This window comes from Rhizobium sp. RM (assembly GCF_013390595.1).
GTDB lineage: Bacteria > Pseudomonadota > Alphaproteobacteria > Rhizobiales > Rhizobiaceae > Agrobacterium.
Genome location: NZ_JACAWV010000016.1, coordinates 116,150 through 134,688, shown reverse-complemented (window position 1 = coordinate 134,688; position 18,539 = coordinate 116,150). Strand labels below are relative to the sequence as shown.

Here is an 18,539-nt window from a genome sequence, read left to right as displayed (position 1 = left end):
TGTCAGCTCTCTCCAGCATCATGTCTGCCCAGCATCATCTTCGCAATTTGCGTCAACGTCCCAGCTTGCCCAAAACCACCCGATTTCGCAATTATGCAATGGTCGCCCGAAACGCCGACACCGAGACCCGGCAGGCATTCACCAGCAAGGCGCAGCCGGGAAATACCCATGGCACGAAGAACGGCTTCCGCCGTTGCGCCACCGGACAGAAGAAGCGTTCTGGCACTCGCCGTCAACATCGGCACGACACCTGCTGCAAGGTGATCGGATACATCCTGTTGAGAACAGCTTTGCGATCCCTGCGTTGCCTGCACCAGAACGGGGCCGGATGTGTCAGCTTCATTCTGCGGCACGGCGCCGTTCGGAGCGGCCAGCGTCCTTACCAGACCTGCGGCAACAAGATGATCGATCTGTAAGAGGGTAATCGGGTCGCGTGAACCGATCACGAAAAGGCCCTTGCCTTCTGGCACCTCCGCAGGCTGGGTCGCTGTGCGGCCGGTCATCTGCTGGGCAAGCGCCTCCGCGAGACCCCGTGCCCCGATCAGCAGATCGACGCCATCCTCCTGCGCCTTCAAAAGCGCAACGCGCAGATCTTCCTGTGACGCGACATCAGGAACTGTGCTGCGTCCGGCATGTCTCCCTAACGTCGCGCTGATCGATATGGGTTCATCGACACCAAAACCCTGCAGCGCCCCATTGGCGACAACCCGGCCAAAATCCGGAATGGCGGGCACAACCAGTGCTCGACCAAAAGAAATCGCGTCCAGCTCAGCCGCAATATGCCCTTTCAGACGGGAATCTATTTTTTTGAACAGCACGACGTCGTCAGGCAGCAAAGCCAACAGCGTTTTTGTTCGGCGCTGCGCTTCCTCGGCTGTCCCATCGCGGCAGCCTAGATTGACGCTCAGAACATCCGGAGCCTCCGTAAGAGCAGCTTGAACCCCGTCGAGATCCATGGCGATCTCCGTCACCAAGCCGCGTCCCGCGAAGGGAGCGGCGGCGTCCAGAGCACCGGTCAGATCATCGGCAAAGATTAACAGCACAGCTTAGATCCTAGAATAAGTTGTCATGTTTTTTCACTGTAAATGTGTTTATAATCAAATGAAAGAACGTTGTGAATAACAAACTATGACAAGTTCATTTGCCACGTTATGCAGCCTCGGATGATTTCGTGCCGGGGGAAGAAAAATGCATCTTGGGAGGCATCAATACCATCACTGCCAGACGGATTGCCCGTTCTGTCTCGGTCCAATTACAAAATAAAAATGGCCGACAGTTACCTGCCGGCCAAAAAGCAATCATTCGTCAACCGAGCCTGAGGTTGGCGCACCTAAAGTGAAAAACGCGGCGTTTACCACGCCGCCTTGAAGATCTCAGACTGCGAGGAAGCCGCCGTCAACGGGCAGAACCGCACCCGAAATCATCCGGCTGTCGTCGGAGAGCAGAAGCGCGATGCTTTGCGCAACTTCTTCCGCCTCAGCGAAGCGGTTGAGTGGGTGGCGCACCATCATCGGATTGCTCTTTACCGGATCGCTCCACGCTTCTGCGGCCAGTTCCGTCAAGGTGATCGTCGGGGCAACAGCATTCACGCGGATACCATGCGCGCCAAGTTCCTTGGCCATCACGCGAGTCGCGCCTTCAAGACCTGCCTTGGACGCGGCATAGCACAGATGATCCTGAAAACCACGATGGCCTGCAATCGACGTGATGTTTACAATCGCGCCGCCGCCGCCAGCAGCAACACGCGCGCGCGCAAATTCCTGGCAGCTGATGAGTGCTGCGCGCAGATTGATGCCCAACACCGCCTCGTAGCCGGCCTCGGTCACATCAAGTACGCTTTCCAGCACGTTGATGCCGGCGCTGTTGATCAGAAAGTCGCAGGTACCAGCCTCTGCCATCGCGGCCCGGGTTGCTGCAGCATCGGCAAGATCGACACGGATCGAGCGACCACCGATTTCCGCCTTCAGGCTGTCGAGGTCGGACTGTGTGCGGCTGAGCGCGACGACATCGGCTCCGCGTTCGGCCATAAGCCGGGCACAGGCGCGACCGATACCCTTGCCTGCACCGGTGATGATGACGGATTTACCGGAAAACTGCATGAAACCCTCGAAATGTTATGGCCCGCAAGCCGAAAGAGACGTCAAAAGAAAATGCCTGCCGAAACCGGTCAGTGCGACAGGAGTGCCGCGTCGTTGTCGCGAATTTGTCGCGCTGTGCGTTGCAACGTCAGGAAAGCGTCATAACGGGCATTCTGCACGGCCTGCATCTTCACATCGGGTTCACACCGCGTGGCAACACGTGACATGGCAGGCATCGCTGCGCGCAAGTCAGGGAAAACGCCAGCCGCAACAGCACTGAGCATCGCAGACCCCAGAAGCACCGGCTCTTCACACGCCGTAACTTCGATTGGGCAACCGGTGGCGTCGGCCAGAAGCTGGCGCGTCAGCGGGTGCGCGCCAGCACCACCGCTCACGCTGATCGTTTCGATCGGCGCGCCGTGACGTGCCTGTGTTTCAATGATCTGGCGCAAGCCATAGCCCAGACCGCATATGCCAGCCACGTAGAGCGCAACCAGCGAGTCCGGCCCGGTTTCCATGCCGTAGCCCATGATGACCGCACGCGCATGCGGATCGGCAAACGGCGCGCGATTGCCGAGAAATTCTGGGACGACATGCATTTCATCGGCCAGCCGCACGGCCGCAGAGGCCGATCCGCCGAGTTCCAATGCCCTGTCGGCCAACCATTGCGGCAACGACTTGCCCTCGGCTTTGGCCGAAGCCGTAGCGTCCGCAGTCGCGGGATGGAGCTGCACCAACTGGTCGATCGCGGCTCCGGCTGCGGATTGTCCGCCTTCGTTCAGCCATGTCCCCGGTACCATCGCAGAGTAATAAGGGCCCCACACACCCGGCACGAAGGCGGGTTCGGCCGTGGTAGTCATGGTGCAGGACGACGTGCCGAAGACATAACCGAGGCAGCGGAAAGCATCACCGCCTGCTGCGACCGTTCCGATGCCACCGGCATGTGCATCGATAAGCCCGGCGGCAACCGCAGTACCGGGGCGCAGGCCCATGGCTTTTGCTGCAGCCTCATTCAAACCGCTTCCGAGAGCCGTACCCGGATGGACGACGCTCTGCCCGATACGGGCGAAGCCCTGGTCGACAAGATCGCCGAGTCCAATCTGGCGAAAATACCCTGCATCCCAGCGCTCTTCATGAGCCAGATAGGTCCATTTGCAGGTCACGGTGCAGGCGGAGCGATCCAGCGCGCCACTGGCTTTCCACGTCAGGAAATCTGTCAGGTCAAAAAAGTGTTCGGCGCGAGCGTAGGTCTCTGGCCGGTTCTCGCGCAGCCACACCAGTTTCGGCGTTTCCATTTCCGGGGAAATGCGGCCGCCGACATACTTCAGTACGTCGTGACCTTCGGCATTGATACGCTCCGCCTGGGCGACCGCGCGATGATCCATCCAGACGATGATATCGCGTTCAGGGTGAGCGGGATCGCCAACCGGCAAGGTTTCATTGTTCGGGCCACGCACGACGAGCGAGCAGGTTGCGTCAAAGCCGATGCCGGCGACCGCAGCCGGGTCAATCCCGGCGCGGGTTACGCTTTCCTGAACGGATTCGCAGACGGCCTGCCAAACCTGTTCGCTCGATTGTTCCACGATGCCGCCATCCTCGCGGTGCATGGCAAGGGGCCGCCGGGCCGTGGCCAGCAAGCCGCCCGCCGCGTCGAACACACCCGCTCGCGCTGAGCCTGTTCCGACATCGACACCGATCAGATATTGCGCCATCGCAGTTCTCCTTTTTTACAACCGGCTCAGACGCGGTCGAAGTTGGTCGGAAGGACCAGCATATCGCGGATCGTGACCGTGCGCTTGCGGGTCAGCATGTAGACAACTGCGTCTGCGACTTCGTTGGCATCGATGAGGCTGCCGGATTCCTTGGCCTTGCGGAGATTTTCCTCCGGCCAGTCAGCCAACAGCGCCGAAACGACCGGACCAGGCGAAACCTGGGCAACACGCACACCATGCGGGATCATCTGGCGACGCATACCCTGAACGAAGCTGGTGATCGCCCACTTCGAACCCGAATAGACCGGCTCCCAATAGGTCGGGAAATGACCGGCGATCGAGCATGTGACAACGATGTCGCCAGTCTTGCGCTCGCTCATGTGCGGGACAACGGCCTGAACATTCTTCATCACCGCGTTGACGTTGAGGTTCAACATACGGTCGATCGCTTCAGGCGTCGTCTCAGAGAGTTCGCCGCCAATATAGGTGCCAGCGTTGCAGTACAGGATGTCGATATGATCGACCTTCTGCAGGATTTCCGGCACCATCGCGTTGCAGCTCTCTGCGTCCAGCAGGTTGGTGACCTGCGGGATAGCCTTCTCGCCCAGCTTGCCGGCAAGTTCTTTCAAGGCACCTTCATTCCAGTCGACCATGACCACAGTCGCACCCTGCGCCAGCAGAGCTTCCGTGGTGGCGAGACCGATCCCCGATGCTGCGCCGGTGATGACGGCGATCTTGCCTTGCAATGATTCAGACATTCCATTCTCCTGTTTTGGAAAGATTCCGGGGCTGGCTCAACGCCACTCGCGCCCGATATAGATGGCCAGCAGGATGATGCCGCCCTTGATGACGTCCTGCAGGTAGGGGTTGATGCCCATGAGGTTGAGGCCGTTGTTGAGGATGCCAAGCAGCACCGCACCAATTAGCGTGCCCAGGATCAGGCCACGGCCACCGGCGATCGCCGTACCGCCAAGCACGACTGCCGCAATGGCATCGAGCTCGAAGCCGACACCGGCATTCGGCTGACCGCTCATCAGACGACCGATCAGGATCATTGCGGCAATTGCCGAGGTGAAACCGGAAATACCGTAGACGGCCAGCTTCACACGGCGTGTCTTGACGCCGGATAGACGCGCGGCATTTTCATTGCCGCCGAGTGCGTAGACATGCCGGCCGAAAGCGGTGCGCTGCAGAAGCACCCAAGCAAGGCCGTAAACAACAACCATGATAACGACTGGCACCGGAATGACACCAATGCGGCCGACACCAAACCAGGAAATCCAGCTTGGAATGCCACTGACCGGATAACCGCCGGAATAGATGAGGCCGAGACCGCGTGCCATGCCCATGGTTGCCAGTGTCACGATGATCGCAGGCATCTTGCCCCATGCGACCAGCACACCATTGATCAGACCGATACCCAGGCCGATGAACAGGCCGATCACCAGTGCCAGTTCAGCAGGCAGGCCCGATTTGACCATCAGACCGGCACTCAAGGTGCCAACCAAAGCCATAACAGCGCCAACAGACAGATCGATACCGCCCGTTAGGATTACGAAGGTCATGCCTACGGCGAGGATGCCGACGACCGAGACCTGACGCAGCACGTTCATGATGTTGCCGAGGCTGAAGAAGTTATCGCTTGCAAGCGACATCAGCACGGAAACGACGATGAGGCCGATCAGCGGCAGGGCCAGCGGTGATTGCAGCACGCGCAGAATGTTCAGCCCGCCGGACTTACCGGCGGCTTCGGTGTTTGCATCATACGACATGTTCAACTCTCCCCGTCGTTGCGTGGGTCATTATTGTTTCGGAATTGACGTCTTCGCCCTGAACGGTGGCAACGATCCCGCCGGAGCGGAACACACAGACACGGTCGGACATGCCGATCACTTCGGGCAGTTCAGACGAAATCATGATGATCGAGTAACCCTTGGCGGTGAACTCGCGCATCAGGGCGTAAATCTCGGCCTTGGCGCCAACATCGATGCCGCGCGTCGGCTCGTCGAAAATCAGCACCTGCATGTCATGGTTCAGCCAGCGGGCTATGACCACTTTCTGCTGGTTGCCACCGGAAAGCGTGTCGACCCTTGCCAGCGGCCCCTGGGCCTTGACGCGCACCTGACCCATTGCAGTGCGCGTGCAGTCCATTTCTTTCTTCAGATCGATGAACCAGTGGTTCTTGCGATATTTGCCATAGTTGTTGAGCGAGATGTTCTGCAGGATCGAGAAACTGGTGATCAGTCCCTCGTCCTTGCGGCTCTCCGGCAAAAGACCGATGCCATTTTCAAGTCCTTCATCGGGACCGGAAATGCGTTTCTCCACGCCATTCAGACGGATCTTGCAGCGTGCCGCGGAATAGGCGCCGAGCATGGCGAGGACGGTTTCCGTGCGACCCGAACCGACAAGACCGGCAAAGCCCAGGATTTCGCCCTTGCGTAGTGCAAACCGCGAAATAGGCCCGCCTTTCTTGAGCTGAATTTCCTCAGCCTCGATGACGACCGGCAGGGCCGGATCGAGTGCTGGCTTGGGCGGAAAGCTGTTTTCGATGCGGCGACCGACCATCATTTCGACCAGCCGGTCGTTATCGACGTCCGATACTGCGCAGGAACCGATGAACTCGCCATCGCGCAATACAGTGATGCGGTCGCAGATCTCGAAGATTTCTTCCAGATGGTGCGAAATGAAGATGATCGCGACGCCCTGCTTGCGCAGTTCGCGCATGACCTTGAACAGATGCTCGACTTCCGAGGGTGTCAGCGTCGCGGTCGGCTCGTCCAGCACGAGTATGCGCGCATCCAGCGACAGAGCCTTGGCGATTTCAACAAACTGCTGTTCGGCGACCGACAGGCGATGAACCGGCACGTCGAGCGGCACATCGACGGACAGCCTGCCCATGATCTCGGCGGCGCGCTGACGCATGGCCTTGCGATTGAGCAGACCAAAGGCACCGCGCATCTCGCGGGCGAGGAACATGTTGTCCACCGCATCCAGATAGGGGATCAGGCTGAATTCCTGAAAGACGATGCCGATACCGGCCGCGATCGCCTCATCGTAATTGGCAAACTGATGGGCGACACCTTCGATATGTATCTCGCCTTCAGACGGCTTGATGATGCCGCAGAGAATTTTCATCAAGGTCGACTTGCCAGCGCCGTTCTCGCCGAGAAGCGCATGAACTTCGCCCGCACGGACGTCGAGATCAACGCCGTGCAGGACCTCGATCTTGCCGAAACTCTTTTTTATTCCGTTCAGCTTCAGCATTTCGCCCTCCTGAATGGTTCGGACCTAGAGGGCGGTGCGTCCTGATGGACGGTCGCAGGCCGCTCTAACGTATTTTACATCTACGCATCGCGCATCATCACGACTGATCGTGTTTCTGCGCGATGCGATAGGGTGCTCCGCCCCCAGTCAAGGACCGAGGACGGAGCTGGGAGGAACTATTACCAGCTGAAATCGGCGGCGTTTTTGCTGTCCACGACCATAACGTCGATCGGAACTTCCTTCGGCACGACGCGAGCGCCCCACTTCTGGGCAAGCGCCATGGCAAGGCCGACGCGAACCTGGTCACGCGGGAACTGAGCCGTGGTCTGGATGAAAGGCGTGCCGTCAGCAATGGCCTTGACCGCTTCCGGTGCACCATCAACCGAGGTCAGCTTGATGTCCTTGCCGGAACCCTGAATAGCGGCCATGGCGCCCATTGCACCACCGTCGTTGACCGAGAAGATGCCGGCCAGGTTCGGGTGCGACTGGATCATGTTTTCCACGACGCCGAGAGCAACCGAGCGGTCCTGACGACCGTTCTGGGTGTCAACGAGTTTGATCTCAGGGAATTCAGCGAGTGCTGCCTTGCAACCTTCAACACGCTGCAGGATCGGAACAACCGGAATGCCGTCGAGGATCGCAACTTCGCCCTTGCCGCCGAGCGTGTCACCCAGGTACTTGCACGACATGTAACCGGCGTCGCGGTTCTTGGAACCAACGAAGGTATCGACCGGGCCATTGGCGTTTGCGTCAACAGCAACAACGGTTACACCGGCAGCCTTTGCGGCATGGACGGCGGCCTCGATGCCGGCGCTATCGGTCGGGTTGAGAAGCAGAATGTCGATCTTCTGCTGCAGCATGTCTTCAACGTCGGAAATCTGCTTTGCCACGTCGTGACCGGCGTCGGTTACGACCACATCCGCACCGATGCTGGCGGCAGCTTCTTTCAGCGCTTCCTGCATGGAAACGAAATAGGGGTTGTTCAGCTCCTGAAAGGTCATGCCGATCTTGAGCTTGTCCTGGGCAACGGCAGGAGCGGCGATCAGGGCCAATGCAACGGAAGCTGTAAGAAGAGACAATTTCATGTAATTTCCTCCCTTGGGATAATTGCGGACAGCACGTGTCCGTTTCCGGATGGCGCCATGCCGCCCGAATTGGTTGAAATCAGTGGTGTCGTGTCATGTTACTCCGCCATGACGAACGCCTTTTGGGCCGCGAATGTCGTGCGGAATTGGGATGGGGACATTCCCTTGAACTTCAGGAAATGCCGGTTGAAATTCGAAAGGTTCGAGAACCCGACATCGTAGCAGATTTCTGCAACCTTGATTTCCTGATCGGTGAGCAGCATCTGGCAGGCGAGATCGATCCGCAACTGGTTGCGATAACGCACCAGGGTCGTTCCGGTATGGCGCTTGAAGGCGCGGGAAAACGCACTCTGGCTTTGCCCGACCATTTCGGCCAACTCGCCCTCCTCGATCTGCTCGGTCAGATGCTCACGCAGATGGGACAAGGCGCGGTTGATGCCGCTGTCGCCAATGCCCGTCAGATCAAGCTCGAAGCTAAGGCTCGCCAGAACTTCATAATGCGGCGCATTGACCAGGAGATCGAGAATTTCCCAGAACAGTGCGAGGCGCGCCATACCCTGCGCCTCCAGCAACCGCTCCATCACCGGGCGCACCTTGGCGCTGGTTTCCTCATCGAACAGCAGACCCCGGCGGCTACGCTCAAGCAGCGGACGAAGCGCGTCCATTTCCGGCATCGACGAGCAGGCATCCTCGATGAATGGCTCGGGAAACTGGATAACCAGAGAGCGGGCAGGCACAACCTCGCCGGGCTCGATCTCGCTGATCCAGTTCTGCGGCAGGTTGGGGCCCGTCATAATGAGCTGGCCTGGACCAAAGTTGCCGACGAAGTCGCCAATATAGAACGTGCCTGATGTCGCGACGACGAGGTGGATTTCATATTCGGGGTGGTAATGCCAGCGCACCGTGCGGAACGGATAGCCATGTCGCCAGGCAGCGAAGGATTCGCCCTTGCGTATATGGACAAGTTCCAGATCGGGTTGCATTGACGTCCTCTCCCTTTGCACGCTGGCCCATCAAAGGGCTGGGCGTCTGGCTCCTCGTTCCAAGCACCGCCCCGGCGTTGGCAGAAACCATAGGGCCGCCGCCGATCCATGATCCACATCACCGCGGAATAAATACTGATACTTTTTTGACTCATTCATGCCGGAAATTGAAGAGTGCGTGATTTGCTGTGTTTTGGCCAAATGCCGCAAAGCAACCGCAAATACTGCAATGCAGCAGTATTTCAACGCTGATAAAGCGATTCACAAGCGATTTTAGAGACTTGATAGGTCAGTTTTGGTGATTCTGAATTTTTCGTGATGTCGCGAAGCGGGCAGATAAGACTTGTACTTTTCGCATAATCTCATGCGCTTTTCGTATCGGCACACCGTAAGGTAGCGGAAATTGCGCCTGGCATCTCGACGCGGTTGCGCCGCGGCAATGTTGCGGCCGGATATTGAAGGTGCCGCCGTCGGCCGACAGCGACACCCAATTCTTGTTTTACTGCGGCATGACGATTTGCAGTTTGACGTCTGTCTCACGCGCTTCCACAGCCCGGTCGAAACCGGCAATGCTGTCATCAAACGCGATGGTCGCAGAAATCAATGGCTTCAGATCGACCTTTCCGGACGCGATGAGCGCAACGGCGCGGTCATAGACGTTGGCGTAACGGAAAACGGTTTCGAGACGCAGTTCCTTTGCCTGCAGGCCGACGATATCGACCGGCACCGGATCAACCGGCATACCGACCAGCACGATAGCACCACCCGGACGAGCAAGCTTTGCCATGCCGAGGATTGCAGGGGCCGCACCGGAGCACTCGAAGACAACATCGCAACCCCAGCCGTCAGTGATTTCGGCCACCGCGTCGGGCAACGAACGCTCGCGAATATTGACGGTCTCAATGCCGTCATATGCGCCAATGATATCCAGTTTGGGCTGAGCGAGATCGGCAACGATGACCTTGGCGCAACCGCCGGCCAATGCGGCAAGCGCAACCATCATCCCGATCGGGCCGGCACCGGTCACCACGGCGACATCACCTGGCTGGATACGGGCACGAAGTGCCGCCTGCATGCCAATCGCAAAAGGCTCGACCATGGCGCCTTCGGCAAACGAAACATTGTCCGGCAGCTTGTAGGTAAATGCGGCAGGATGGATGACTTCAGGCGTCAGGCAACCATGCACTGGCGGCGTTGCCCAGAACGTGACGGCCGGGTCAACGTTATAGATGCCGAGCTTTGCAGCACGCGAAGTCGGATCAGGAATGCCGGGCTCCGTGCACACGCGATCGCCAACCTTGAGATGCGAAACCTCTGAGCCGGTCTCGATGATCGTGCCGGACGCCTCGTGGCCCAGCACCATCGGCGCGTTGACGATGAAGTGGCCGATCTTGCCGTGCGTATAATAATGCACGTCCGAACCGCAGATTCCGACCGTGTGGGTGCGAATGCGCACATCCTTCGGGCCCAGCGTTGCCGGAATATCGAAATCTCTGAGCGACAGCTTGCCTTTTTCTTCCAGAACCAGCGCTTTCATCGCATCCTCCTTCTGTTCCAAAATGCCGATGATGTTTCGGAGAAAGGTGATGAAGGAGAGTGTTGGGCAAAGTAAATAGAAATTCACGTCAGCAGTTGCTTTTCTTTGTGTGCAGGAAAAAGCGTATCAGGGAATGAAGCCCTTTCCTTCCAGTCCAGCCGCTTTTGCACATACTCGAGCAAAAACTGGCATGCACGATTCGACGAATTCAAAGGCAATCAACGCATAGCCGTACCATCGTGACACCCCGGATCTGAGGCGCAAAAGCCGGTATTGGCCCCATCGTTCTCGTTTATCCCGGCGAACGAAAGTTCGCTGCCCGGGCAACGGCGCCCATCAGCGGCTGCCTAATCTAGTGACAAAAATTGACCATATGGTCAGTTTTTAATCCCGGCAACTCCATGTATCGCATTACAAAATAGCGGAAGCCGTAAAAATGCGCGTATTTTGAAATGGCACGGATCTTGCTGCCTCACTGGTGATGCAAACAACGCCATCAGGGGAACGACATGACAAGCAAGACATCGTTGCAGGACGAAACAGTCCCTTCCACCACGGCCGGAATTTCGCGCCGCAAGCTTCTGGGTACGGCTGCTGCCGGCGCGACGGCCGCCGCCTTTGGCAACTTCACCATTTTCTCGCGACAGGCGCAGGCCGCCGAGCCGCTGCGCGTTCTTTGCTGGCCAGGCTATGAAGAGCGCGACGTCATTGCCGAGTTCGAAGACCTCCACAAGACGAAGGTTGAGTTCAAGATCTACATCGGCGGCGAGCAGATGCTGCAGTTTTTCGCCCAGACCCCGCCCGGCACTTTCGATGCCATCATTTCCGATGCCGAATATGTCCAGAAGCTGAAAGCCAACAAGGCGATCGAAGCCTACAAGACCGACAGCTTCAAGGAACTGGCCAACTACCACCCCAAATTCCGCGACTTCGCGCCAACCAAAGGCGAAACAAAAGGCACGGTTTACGGTATTCCGACCCGCTTCTCCTTCTATGGCATTTCCTACAACACCGACGAAATGTCGGCCGAAGAAGCTGCAGACTGGAATTCGTTGCTCAACCCGAAATATGAAGGAAAGATCGGCATGTTCGACTGGTACCTGCCGAACCTCGGCAATGCCAGCCTTGCCGTCAATCCGGCGAACCAGACACCTTACGCCATCACTGACGGCCAGCTTGCGCAGGTCAAGGAATTCCTGACCAAGCTGCGGCCGCAAATCGGCATGTTCGGTTCCTCCAACCAGCCAATCGCCCAAGCCATGCTGGCTGGCGACATCGTGGCTTCGCCAACGGGTGACCTCGACATTGATCTGAAACTCGCCGGTTACGACAATTTCTCTTCGACCATTCCAAAGCAAGGCGGCATCCGCTGGCAGGAAGTCGCCTGCGTTTGCTCGGCCTCCAAGAACAAGGAACTGGCGATGCAATGGGTCGACTACATGACGTCGCCCAAAGTCCAGTCGAAGCTCGTCTACACCAAGGCGTTCAAGGCTCGTGGCCCGAACATGAAGATTGTCGATCATTGGGATGAAGACCAGAAGAAGCTGCTCTCTTATGTTCCCGACCCGGAAAACCCCGGCAAGATGCTGGTCGAAACGCTGATCGACCGCTCCATGCCGCGTGGGCTGCCGTCCAACCAGCCGGAACAGGCTTGGATCGACATCTTCAACGAATTCAAAACGGCCTGAGCCTGCTCACGCTTCGAACAGATGCGCTCCCGGCTGTTCCGGGAGTGCCCTTCTTTGCAGGATGAACCATGACCGCATCGCCTCCAGACCTGGAACTTCTGTCGATTACCAAGCGCTTCAACGACTTCGTTGCGGTGGATTCCATCAATCTCAGGGTTGGCCGGGGTGAATTCGTGGCCATCATGGGACCATCCGGATGCGGAAAAACCACGCTTCTGCGCATCATGGCTGGATTGGAGACATCGTCTTCCGGCCAGCTTCACATTCGCGGCAAAGATGTCTCAGACGTGCCCGTCAATCTCCGTTCGACCCGTCTCGTCTGGCAGAATTACGCATTGTTTCCGCATCTCGACGTCGCAGGCAACATCGCCTTTGGCCTGACGCTGAAAGCCCATGACAAAGCGATTGTGGCGGGCAAGGTCAAGGCGATGGCGGACCTTGTCGGACTTTCCGACTTTCTTGGACGTAAGGTCAGCCAACTTTCCGGTGGGCAGAAACAGCGTGTGGCACTCGCACGCGCGCTTGTGACGGAACCCGAAATCCTGCTTCTCGATGAGCCGCTTTCGGCACTCGACGCCCATCTGAGAATACGAATGCAGGGCGAGCTGCGTCGTATCCAACAGCAACTCGGCATGGCATTCATCTACGTGACCCACAATCAGATCGAAGCCTTCTCCATGGCAGACCGGGTGGTTGTCATGAACAAGGGCAGGATCGAACAGATCGACAAACCCGAGGAGATGTATGCCCGTCCGAAAACCGAATTCGTTGCTCGCTTTGTGGGCACCAATAACCTCTTTGCCGGTCGTGTGCAGGATGTGTCGTCCCGTCATGTGACTGTTCATTGCGGCCATGGACAGGTCGTGGTCGCCACAGATGACCCACCACCCGTTGGCACCTCCGTTTTTGTCGTGGTTCAGGCAGACAAGCTGACCCCCTCACCCACCGGAACACCTGGCGAGAACCGGCTGGACGCCACCATGCGCGGCCGGGAATATGCCGGGTCTCACAATGTCTATCTGCTCGATCTCGTGGACGGCACGGAAGTGAAAATGACCGTGCAACAGATATTGCCCGGTGAAATCAACACGCCGGTAACCGCGTGGTTTGCGCCTGAGAATGCCTCCCTGATCAGAGGTACGACATGAGCATGACGGACACTCAAAACCCGAAGCGGCTGAGGACGCCCAACGACAGCCCCCTCAAAGTCCTGTTTTTGGCACCGCTTGGCATCTGGCTGACACTCCTTTTTCTGCTGCCATTGCTCTTTCTTTTGTGGATCGGCTTCTGGCGCGTGGAGAATTTCCAGGCCATTCCGGACGTCTCATTCACCAACTATACCGAGATTTTTTCGAGCTTCTTTTCGCGCTCTCGGTACGGACTTGCCCTTGCCCAGTCGCTCTGGGTAGCCGTTACCACAGCTTTTTTTGCTGTCATTCTCTCGTATCTCGTAGCGCTTTCAATTGCCTTTGCCGTGCCGATGCGCTGGCAGAGACTGGCATTACTGCTGGCTATCGCGCCTTTCTGGTCGAGCTACGTGCTGCGTCTTTATGCCTGGCAGACCATTCTATCGCGCAACGGTGTCATCAACTCGGTGCTCAAGCAGGTCGGTCTTTCCGACTACCGGATCGAGATCATCTATACGCAGATTGCCACCCGCATCGGCCTCATTCACTATCTGGCACCGATCCTCATCGTCATTCTCTATGTCAGTATCCTGGCAATCGACAGGGTGCTGATCGAGGCGGCAAGGGAACTTGGAGCCACTCGCTGGCAGGCTTTCACCCGTGTCATTCTTCCGCTTTCGAGATTCGGTCTGATGACGGCGGCAAGTTTCGCGGTGATCGTCGGGCTTGGCGATGCACTCTCCGGCAACCTGCTCGGCGGCGGGACAGGCGCATCCATCATCGGCAAACTACCGACTTATGCGTCGATGATCATGTCCGACTATTCGAGTTCGACCAATCTCCCACGAACATCCGCGCTCGCCACCATTCTGATCGCCGTCATGGTGCTGGCGCTTGGCATCGGCATTTTCATGGCCGAACGCGCCCGCAGGAGGGTTAGCTGATGCGTGGCAATCCATGGATTTTCCTTGGCAGAGTGTGGCTTGGTCTCGCCTACGCCTTCATGTTCCTGCCGCTGGTAGTGCTCGTTCTCTTCTCATTTCAGAAGAACCGATTTCCCGGATTTCCGCTGCAGGGCTGGACGCTGCAATGGTATGACAAGCTGTTTACCGACGGTACATTGATCAGGGCGCTTGGCAACACGCTGATCGTGTCACCCGCCGCAGCGACGGTTGCGACCGCCATCGCCTTCTTTGCTGCTTACGCATTCAACCGCTTCACATTCCGCGGCAAGACCACCTTTCTGGCACTTGTCACGCTGCCCATCCTCATTCCGCCGCTCATTCTTGGTGTTGGTTTCCTCGGGCTTCTGGCACGTTTGCATCTTTCCGGCACGCTGTTTTCAGTCTTCCTCACCCACGTCGTTCTGATCACTGCACCAGCCCTTGCAATCATCCAGCTTCGGTTGTCGCAGATGCCGCCCTCACTCGAAGAAGCAGCCTGGGATCTTGGCGCGACCGAATGGCAAGCTGTCACGAAGGTCGTTCTGCCTTTCGCGCTGCCCGGTATTTTCGGCGCCTGGCTGCTTGCGTTCACCTTCTCCTTTGACGAGTTCATCATCGCCTGGTTCGTCTCGGGCTTTCAGCCGACATTGCCAGTCGCGATCTATTCCGTGCTCGTCGCGGCAATCGATCCGTCACTGAATGCCATTGGCACAATCGTCTTTGCCATATCCTGCCTTGTCCTCATCGGCCTCGAACTCGTGCTGTTGCCCCTGCTCGTCGGCCGGTCGGACAATCACTCCTGAAAGACACCGCATGACGCTTCTTTTCCGCAACGCCACCATTCTTGCCATGGACACAGCCAACGGTGTCGCGCCCTTTACCGGCGACCTTCTGGTCGAGGGTGACAGCATCACCTCCATCGGCAAGAACCTGACAGCCCCCGGAGGCGCACGCACGATTGACGCTCGTGGCAAGCTCCTCATGCCCGGACTGGTCAACGCACATCTGCATTCGTCCGAGACCTTTTTCAAAGGCCGCTACCAGGGCATGCCGCTCGAAGTGTGGATGCTTTATTCCTACCCGATCGTGATGAAGGGACCAATTTCTGAGCGGCTTCTCTACCTGCGCAGCCTCTTGACGGCGATGGAAAGCCTGAAGGCCGGGGTAACGACACTGGTCGACGACTTTTTCGATCCACCCGCCTTCGACATCAACCGGCTGAAGCGCGTATTCGATGCGTATGACGATGCCGGTATCCGCGCCAATGTCTCTCACTGCGTCATCGACAAACATGTCTTCGACACCATGCCCTATCTCAGAGATCTGATACCGGCGGATTTACAAGGAGAGGTTCAGGGACCTTCGATTAGCGTCGATGACTACATGTCCTATAGTCGCGACGTACTCGCCTCCCAGCACGGTCGAGCCGGCAGGCTCGGTTACATGGTCTCCGCCTCGGCACCCCAGCGCTGCTCGGTGGAGATGATGCAGGCCTGCGTGTCGCTTGCCCGCGAATATGGGGTCCCATACCACACCCATGTTCTCGAAACGAAAACACAGGCGGTGACCGGACCCGAATTCTACGGCAAGAGCCTGATCGGCTACATGGACGATATCGGCATTCTCACTCCAAACACGACGATTGCCCATTCCATATGGGTCAGCGATGCAGATGTGGCGTTGATGGGGGCGGCGGGCTGCTCGATCGCGCACAACGCGATTTCCAACCTCAAGCTTGGGTCAGGCATAGCACCCATCCGTCGTCTGCTTGATGCCGGCGTTCACGTCGGACTTGGTACAGACGGACTTTCCAGCAACGACACCGCCCGCATCTTCGAGGTCATGCGTTTTGCGGCTCTGCTGCATGACATCGCGGCACCCGATACCGAACGCTGGATAAGCGCCGCAGACATATTGCGGTCGGCGACCATCACCGGTGCCCGCACCGCAATGCTGGACAAGACAGTCGGCTCACTGGAAGTCGGCAAGAAGGCCGATCTGTTGATGCTCGACATCTCCGGCTACGACTACATGCCCATGAACCGGCTGGATCATCATCTCGTCTATTGCGAAAATGGCTCCAACATCCGGATGGTCGTCGTCAACGGCGAAGTCGTCGTCGAAGACAACAGATTGCTCACGGTCAACGAGGCCGACGTGTTTGCCGAGTTGCAGGAACTTCTGCCCGGATATCTTGCTGAACATGCCGAACTGGAGGCGCTGAACGCCCGCTTCGAGCCTTACATGAGAGCCATGTATCGCCGCGCCACGGAGCAGGATATCGGCATGAACCGATACCAGGGCGACATGCCGCTTTGGCCCGGTCTCAACAGCCGCGCGGGGTAATCATGTCGGTATTTCTTCCCGCACAAATCATTCGCACAAAGCGAAACGGCGGCCAGCTGTTGCCCGCCGAGATCGAGCGTTTTGTCGTCGGCATCGGTAAAGGTGAGGTGTCGGAGGCCCAGATCGGTGCCTTTACCATGGCGGCATTTCTGAATGGTCTGACGCCTGAAGAAACCGCAGCACTCACGCTTGCGATGCGCGATTCCGGAGAGGTTGTCGATTGGTCTGAAACGGGCATTGCCCCGAAAAAGATAATCGACAAACATTCAAGCGGCGGAACCGGTGACGAGAAGGTCAGCCTTATCCTCGCGCCGCTCGTGGCCGCCTGCGGCATCCATATGCCAATGATCTCCGCACGCGGTTTGGGACATACAGGCGGGGAGGTCGATCTGATGGAAGCGATCCCCGGTTGCGACATTGCCCCGCCCACCGGTCTTTTCCGCAAAACCGTCACCAACGCCGGTTCCGCCATCATAGGACCGACGCCAACGCTCGCACCTGCAGATGCCGCGATCTACTATGTTCGGGACGTGACGGCGACGGTGGAATCGGTGCCGCTCATCACATCGTCAATCCTGTCGAAGAAACTGGCCGCTGGAATTTCGGGCCTCGTAATGAGCGTCAATTACGGGTCCGGCGCATTTATGGAGACCGTTGCAGACGCGGAAGGTCTAGCATCCAGCCTGATCGACGTCGCTCGTCTGAGCGGACTTTCGATGGTGACCCTCCTCGTCGACATGGACGAGGTCATGGGCGACACTATCGGGAGCCGCCTGCAGATCCGCGAGGCAATCGATTTTCTTTCGGCCATCCGGCAAGAACCGCGCATGCGCGCCTTGGTGATGGAATTGTCGGCCGAAATCCTCGTCATGGGTGGTATCGCCGCCTCGGATTTCGACGCCCGCCAACTCCTTGAGACAAAACTGGCCGACGGCTCGGCGCTTCTCAGCTTTTCCAGAATGATCGAAGCACTTGGCGGTCCATCCGACCTTGTTTCCAATCCTGACCGGCACTTCCTGCCGTGCCCGGTGATTGCATCCGTCAGTGCTGTCTCGGACGGTTATGTGGAACGGGTTGATGCTTTTGCCGTAGGCCTTGCCATGGTTGGACTTGGCGCAGGCCGTAAAGTGGCCAGCGATACCCTCGACCATGATGTCGGCCTGACTGGCATCGTTCATGTCGGCGATCACGTCACCGCTGGCGCACCGCTTTGTACGCTTCACTGCCGCTCAATGACTGAATTCGACCAGGCCGCCGACGCCATTCGCGCGGCAATCGGCATCTCGCATCATCCCCAAAATCGCCGTCCGGTTGTGACCGGCCGCCGTTCGACATCATAAGGAATTCCATTCATGCCGTTTGCCCAGGATCATGCGATCACCGATGTCTGCGTGCTGGTGAAGGATACACAGCGCTCGATCGACTTTTATGTCGGCAAGCTCGGTTTTACCCTCAATCGTCGCGCCGATGGCTTTGCCGAGTTCAGCGGTGCCGGACTGACGCTGGCATGCTGGGAACTCGATCATCTAAGCGAGCACACTGGCGTTGCAAATGCCAAGGCGGAAGGCCCGCACAAGGTCTGTATAGCCGTTCGTGTGCCCTCGCCTGCCGCCGTTGATGCGGCTTATCAAGAACTGATGGAAAAGGGTGTGCCCTTTTACAGCGAGCCAGCCGACTATGTCTGGAATGCGCGCGGCGCCTACTTCATCGGGCCAGATGACGAATTGTGGGAAATCTACGCCTGGAAGGATGGCGGCTCAGCAGGAAACTACTGA

The 18,539-nt window shown here is 58.0% G+C and carries 16 protein-coding genes; 7 read left to right on the top strand and 9 right to left on the bottom strand.

The features are described 5' to 3' along the window. Positions 1-2: 2 nt before the first annotated feature. From HWX89_RS14955 to HWX89_RS14915, 9 genes are all read right to left on the bottom strand, one after another. On the bottom strand, positions 3-1,043 hold the full coding sequence (locus tag HWX89_RS14955) for a four-carbon acid sugar kinase family protein (protein WP_138792303.1): 1,041 nt from the start codon (positions 1,041-1,043) through the stop codon (positions 3-5). 330 nt (positions 1,044-1,373) lie between these two features. After that, a complete protein-coding gene (locus tag HWX89_RS14950; RefSeq protein ID WP_138792302.1) occupies positions 1,374-2,099 on the bottom strand; it encodes an SDR family oxidoreductase in 726 nt (241 codons plus the stop codon). A gap of 68 nt (positions 2,100-2,167) precedes the next feature. Next, positions 2,168-3,790: an FGGY-family carbohydrate kinase gene (locus HWX89_RS14945; RefSeq protein ID WP_138792301.1), complete on the bottom strand. Its 1,623-nt coding sequence runs from the start codon at positions 3,788-3,790 to the stop codon at positions 2,168-2,170. A gap of 26 nt (positions 3,791-3,816) precedes the next feature. Then, positions 3,817-4,548 (bottom strand): SDR family oxidoreductase, encoded by a 732-nt coding sequence (locus tag HWX89_RS14940; protein WP_138792300.1) that lies wholly within the window; start codon positions 4,546-4,548, stop codon positions 3,817-3,819. A 36-nt stretch (positions 4,549-4,584) separates the two neighbouring features. Then, entirely contained in the window at positions 4,585-5,562 is a 978-nt protein-coding gene (locus tag HWX89_RS14935) for an ABC transporter permease (RefSeq protein WP_138792299.1), read from the bottom strand. Continuing rightward, complete coding sequence (locus HWX89_RS14930) at positions 5,552-7,054, bottom strand: sugar ABC transporter ATP-binding protein (protein WP_138792298.1); 1,503 nt, start codon at positions 7,052-7,054, stop codon at positions 5,552-5,554. Before HWX89_RS14930 ends, HWX89_RS14935 begins: the two co-directional genes overlap by 11 nt. Positions 7,055-7,233: 179 nt before the next feature. Then, positions 7,234-8,139 (bottom strand): ABC transporter substrate-binding protein, encoded by a 906-nt coding sequence (locus HWX89_RS14925; RefSeq protein ID WP_138792297.1) that lies wholly within the window; start codon positions 8,137-8,139, stop codon positions 7,234-7,236. Positions 8,140-8,237: 98 nt separating this feature from the next. After that, on the bottom strand, positions 8,238-9,122 hold the full coding sequence (locus HWX89_RS14920; RefSeq protein WP_138792296.1) for an AraC family transcriptional regulator: 885 nt from the start codon (positions 9,120-9,122) through the stop codon (positions 8,238-8,240). A 499-nt stretch (positions 9,123-9,621) separates the two neighbouring features. Further along, a complete protein-coding gene (locus HWX89_RS14915) occupies positions 9,622-10,659 on the bottom strand; it encodes an NAD(P)-dependent alcohol dehydrogenase (protein WP_138792295.1) in 1,038 nt (345 codons plus the stop codon). A gap of 509 nt (positions 10,660-11,168) precedes the next feature. On the opposite strand from HWX89_RS14915, the gene HWX89_RS14910 reads away from it, so the two are divergent. The 7 genes from HWX89_RS14910 (at position 11,169) to HWX89_RS14880 (ending at position 18,539) form a co-directional block, all read left to right on the top strand. After that, the gene (locus tag HWX89_RS14910; protein WP_138792294.1) at positions 11,169-12,347 is read left to right on the top strand and encodes an ABC transporter substrate-binding protein; all 1,179 of its coding nucleotides are present in this window, start codon (positions 11,169-11,171) and stop codon (positions 12,345-12,347) included. Positions 12,348-12,415: 68 nt separating this feature from the next. Next, a complete protein-coding gene (locus HWX89_RS14905; RefSeq protein WP_138792293.1) occupies positions 12,416-13,495 on the top strand; it encodes an ABC transporter ATP-binding protein in 1,080 nt (359 codons plus the stop codon). Beyond that, the gene (locus tag HWX89_RS14900) at positions 13,492-14,418 is read left to right on the top strand and encodes an ABC transporter permease (RefSeq protein WP_138792292.1); all 927 of its coding nucleotides are present in this window, start codon (positions 13,492-13,494) and stop codon (positions 14,416-14,418) included. Before HWX89_RS14905 ends, HWX89_RS14900 begins: the two co-directional genes overlap by 4 nt. Next, complete coding sequence (locus tag HWX89_RS14895) at positions 14,418-15,221, top strand: ABC transporter permease (protein ID WP_138792291.1); 804 nt, start codon at positions 14,418-14,420, stop codon at positions 15,219-15,221. Before HWX89_RS14900 ends, HWX89_RS14895 begins: the two co-directional genes overlap by 1 nt. A gap of 10 nt (positions 15,222-15,231) precedes the next feature. Next, complete coding sequence (locus HWX89_RS14890) at positions 15,232-16,764, top strand: amidohydrolase family protein (RefSeq protein WP_138792290.1); 1,533 nt, start codon at positions 15,232-15,234, stop codon at positions 16,762-16,764. Positions 16,765-16,766: 2 nt separating this feature from the next. Continuing rightward, on the top strand, positions 16,767-18,104 hold the full coding sequence (locus HWX89_RS14885) for a thymidine phosphorylase (protein WP_138792289.1): 1,338 nt from the start codon (positions 16,767-16,769) through the stop codon (positions 18,102-18,104). A 12-nt stretch (positions 18,105-18,116) separates the two neighbouring features. Then, positions 18,117-18,539 (top strand): VOC family protein, encoded by a 423-nt coding sequence (locus HWX89_RS14880; RefSeq protein ID WP_138792288.1) that lies wholly within the window; start codon positions 18,117-18,119, stop codon positions 18,537-18,539.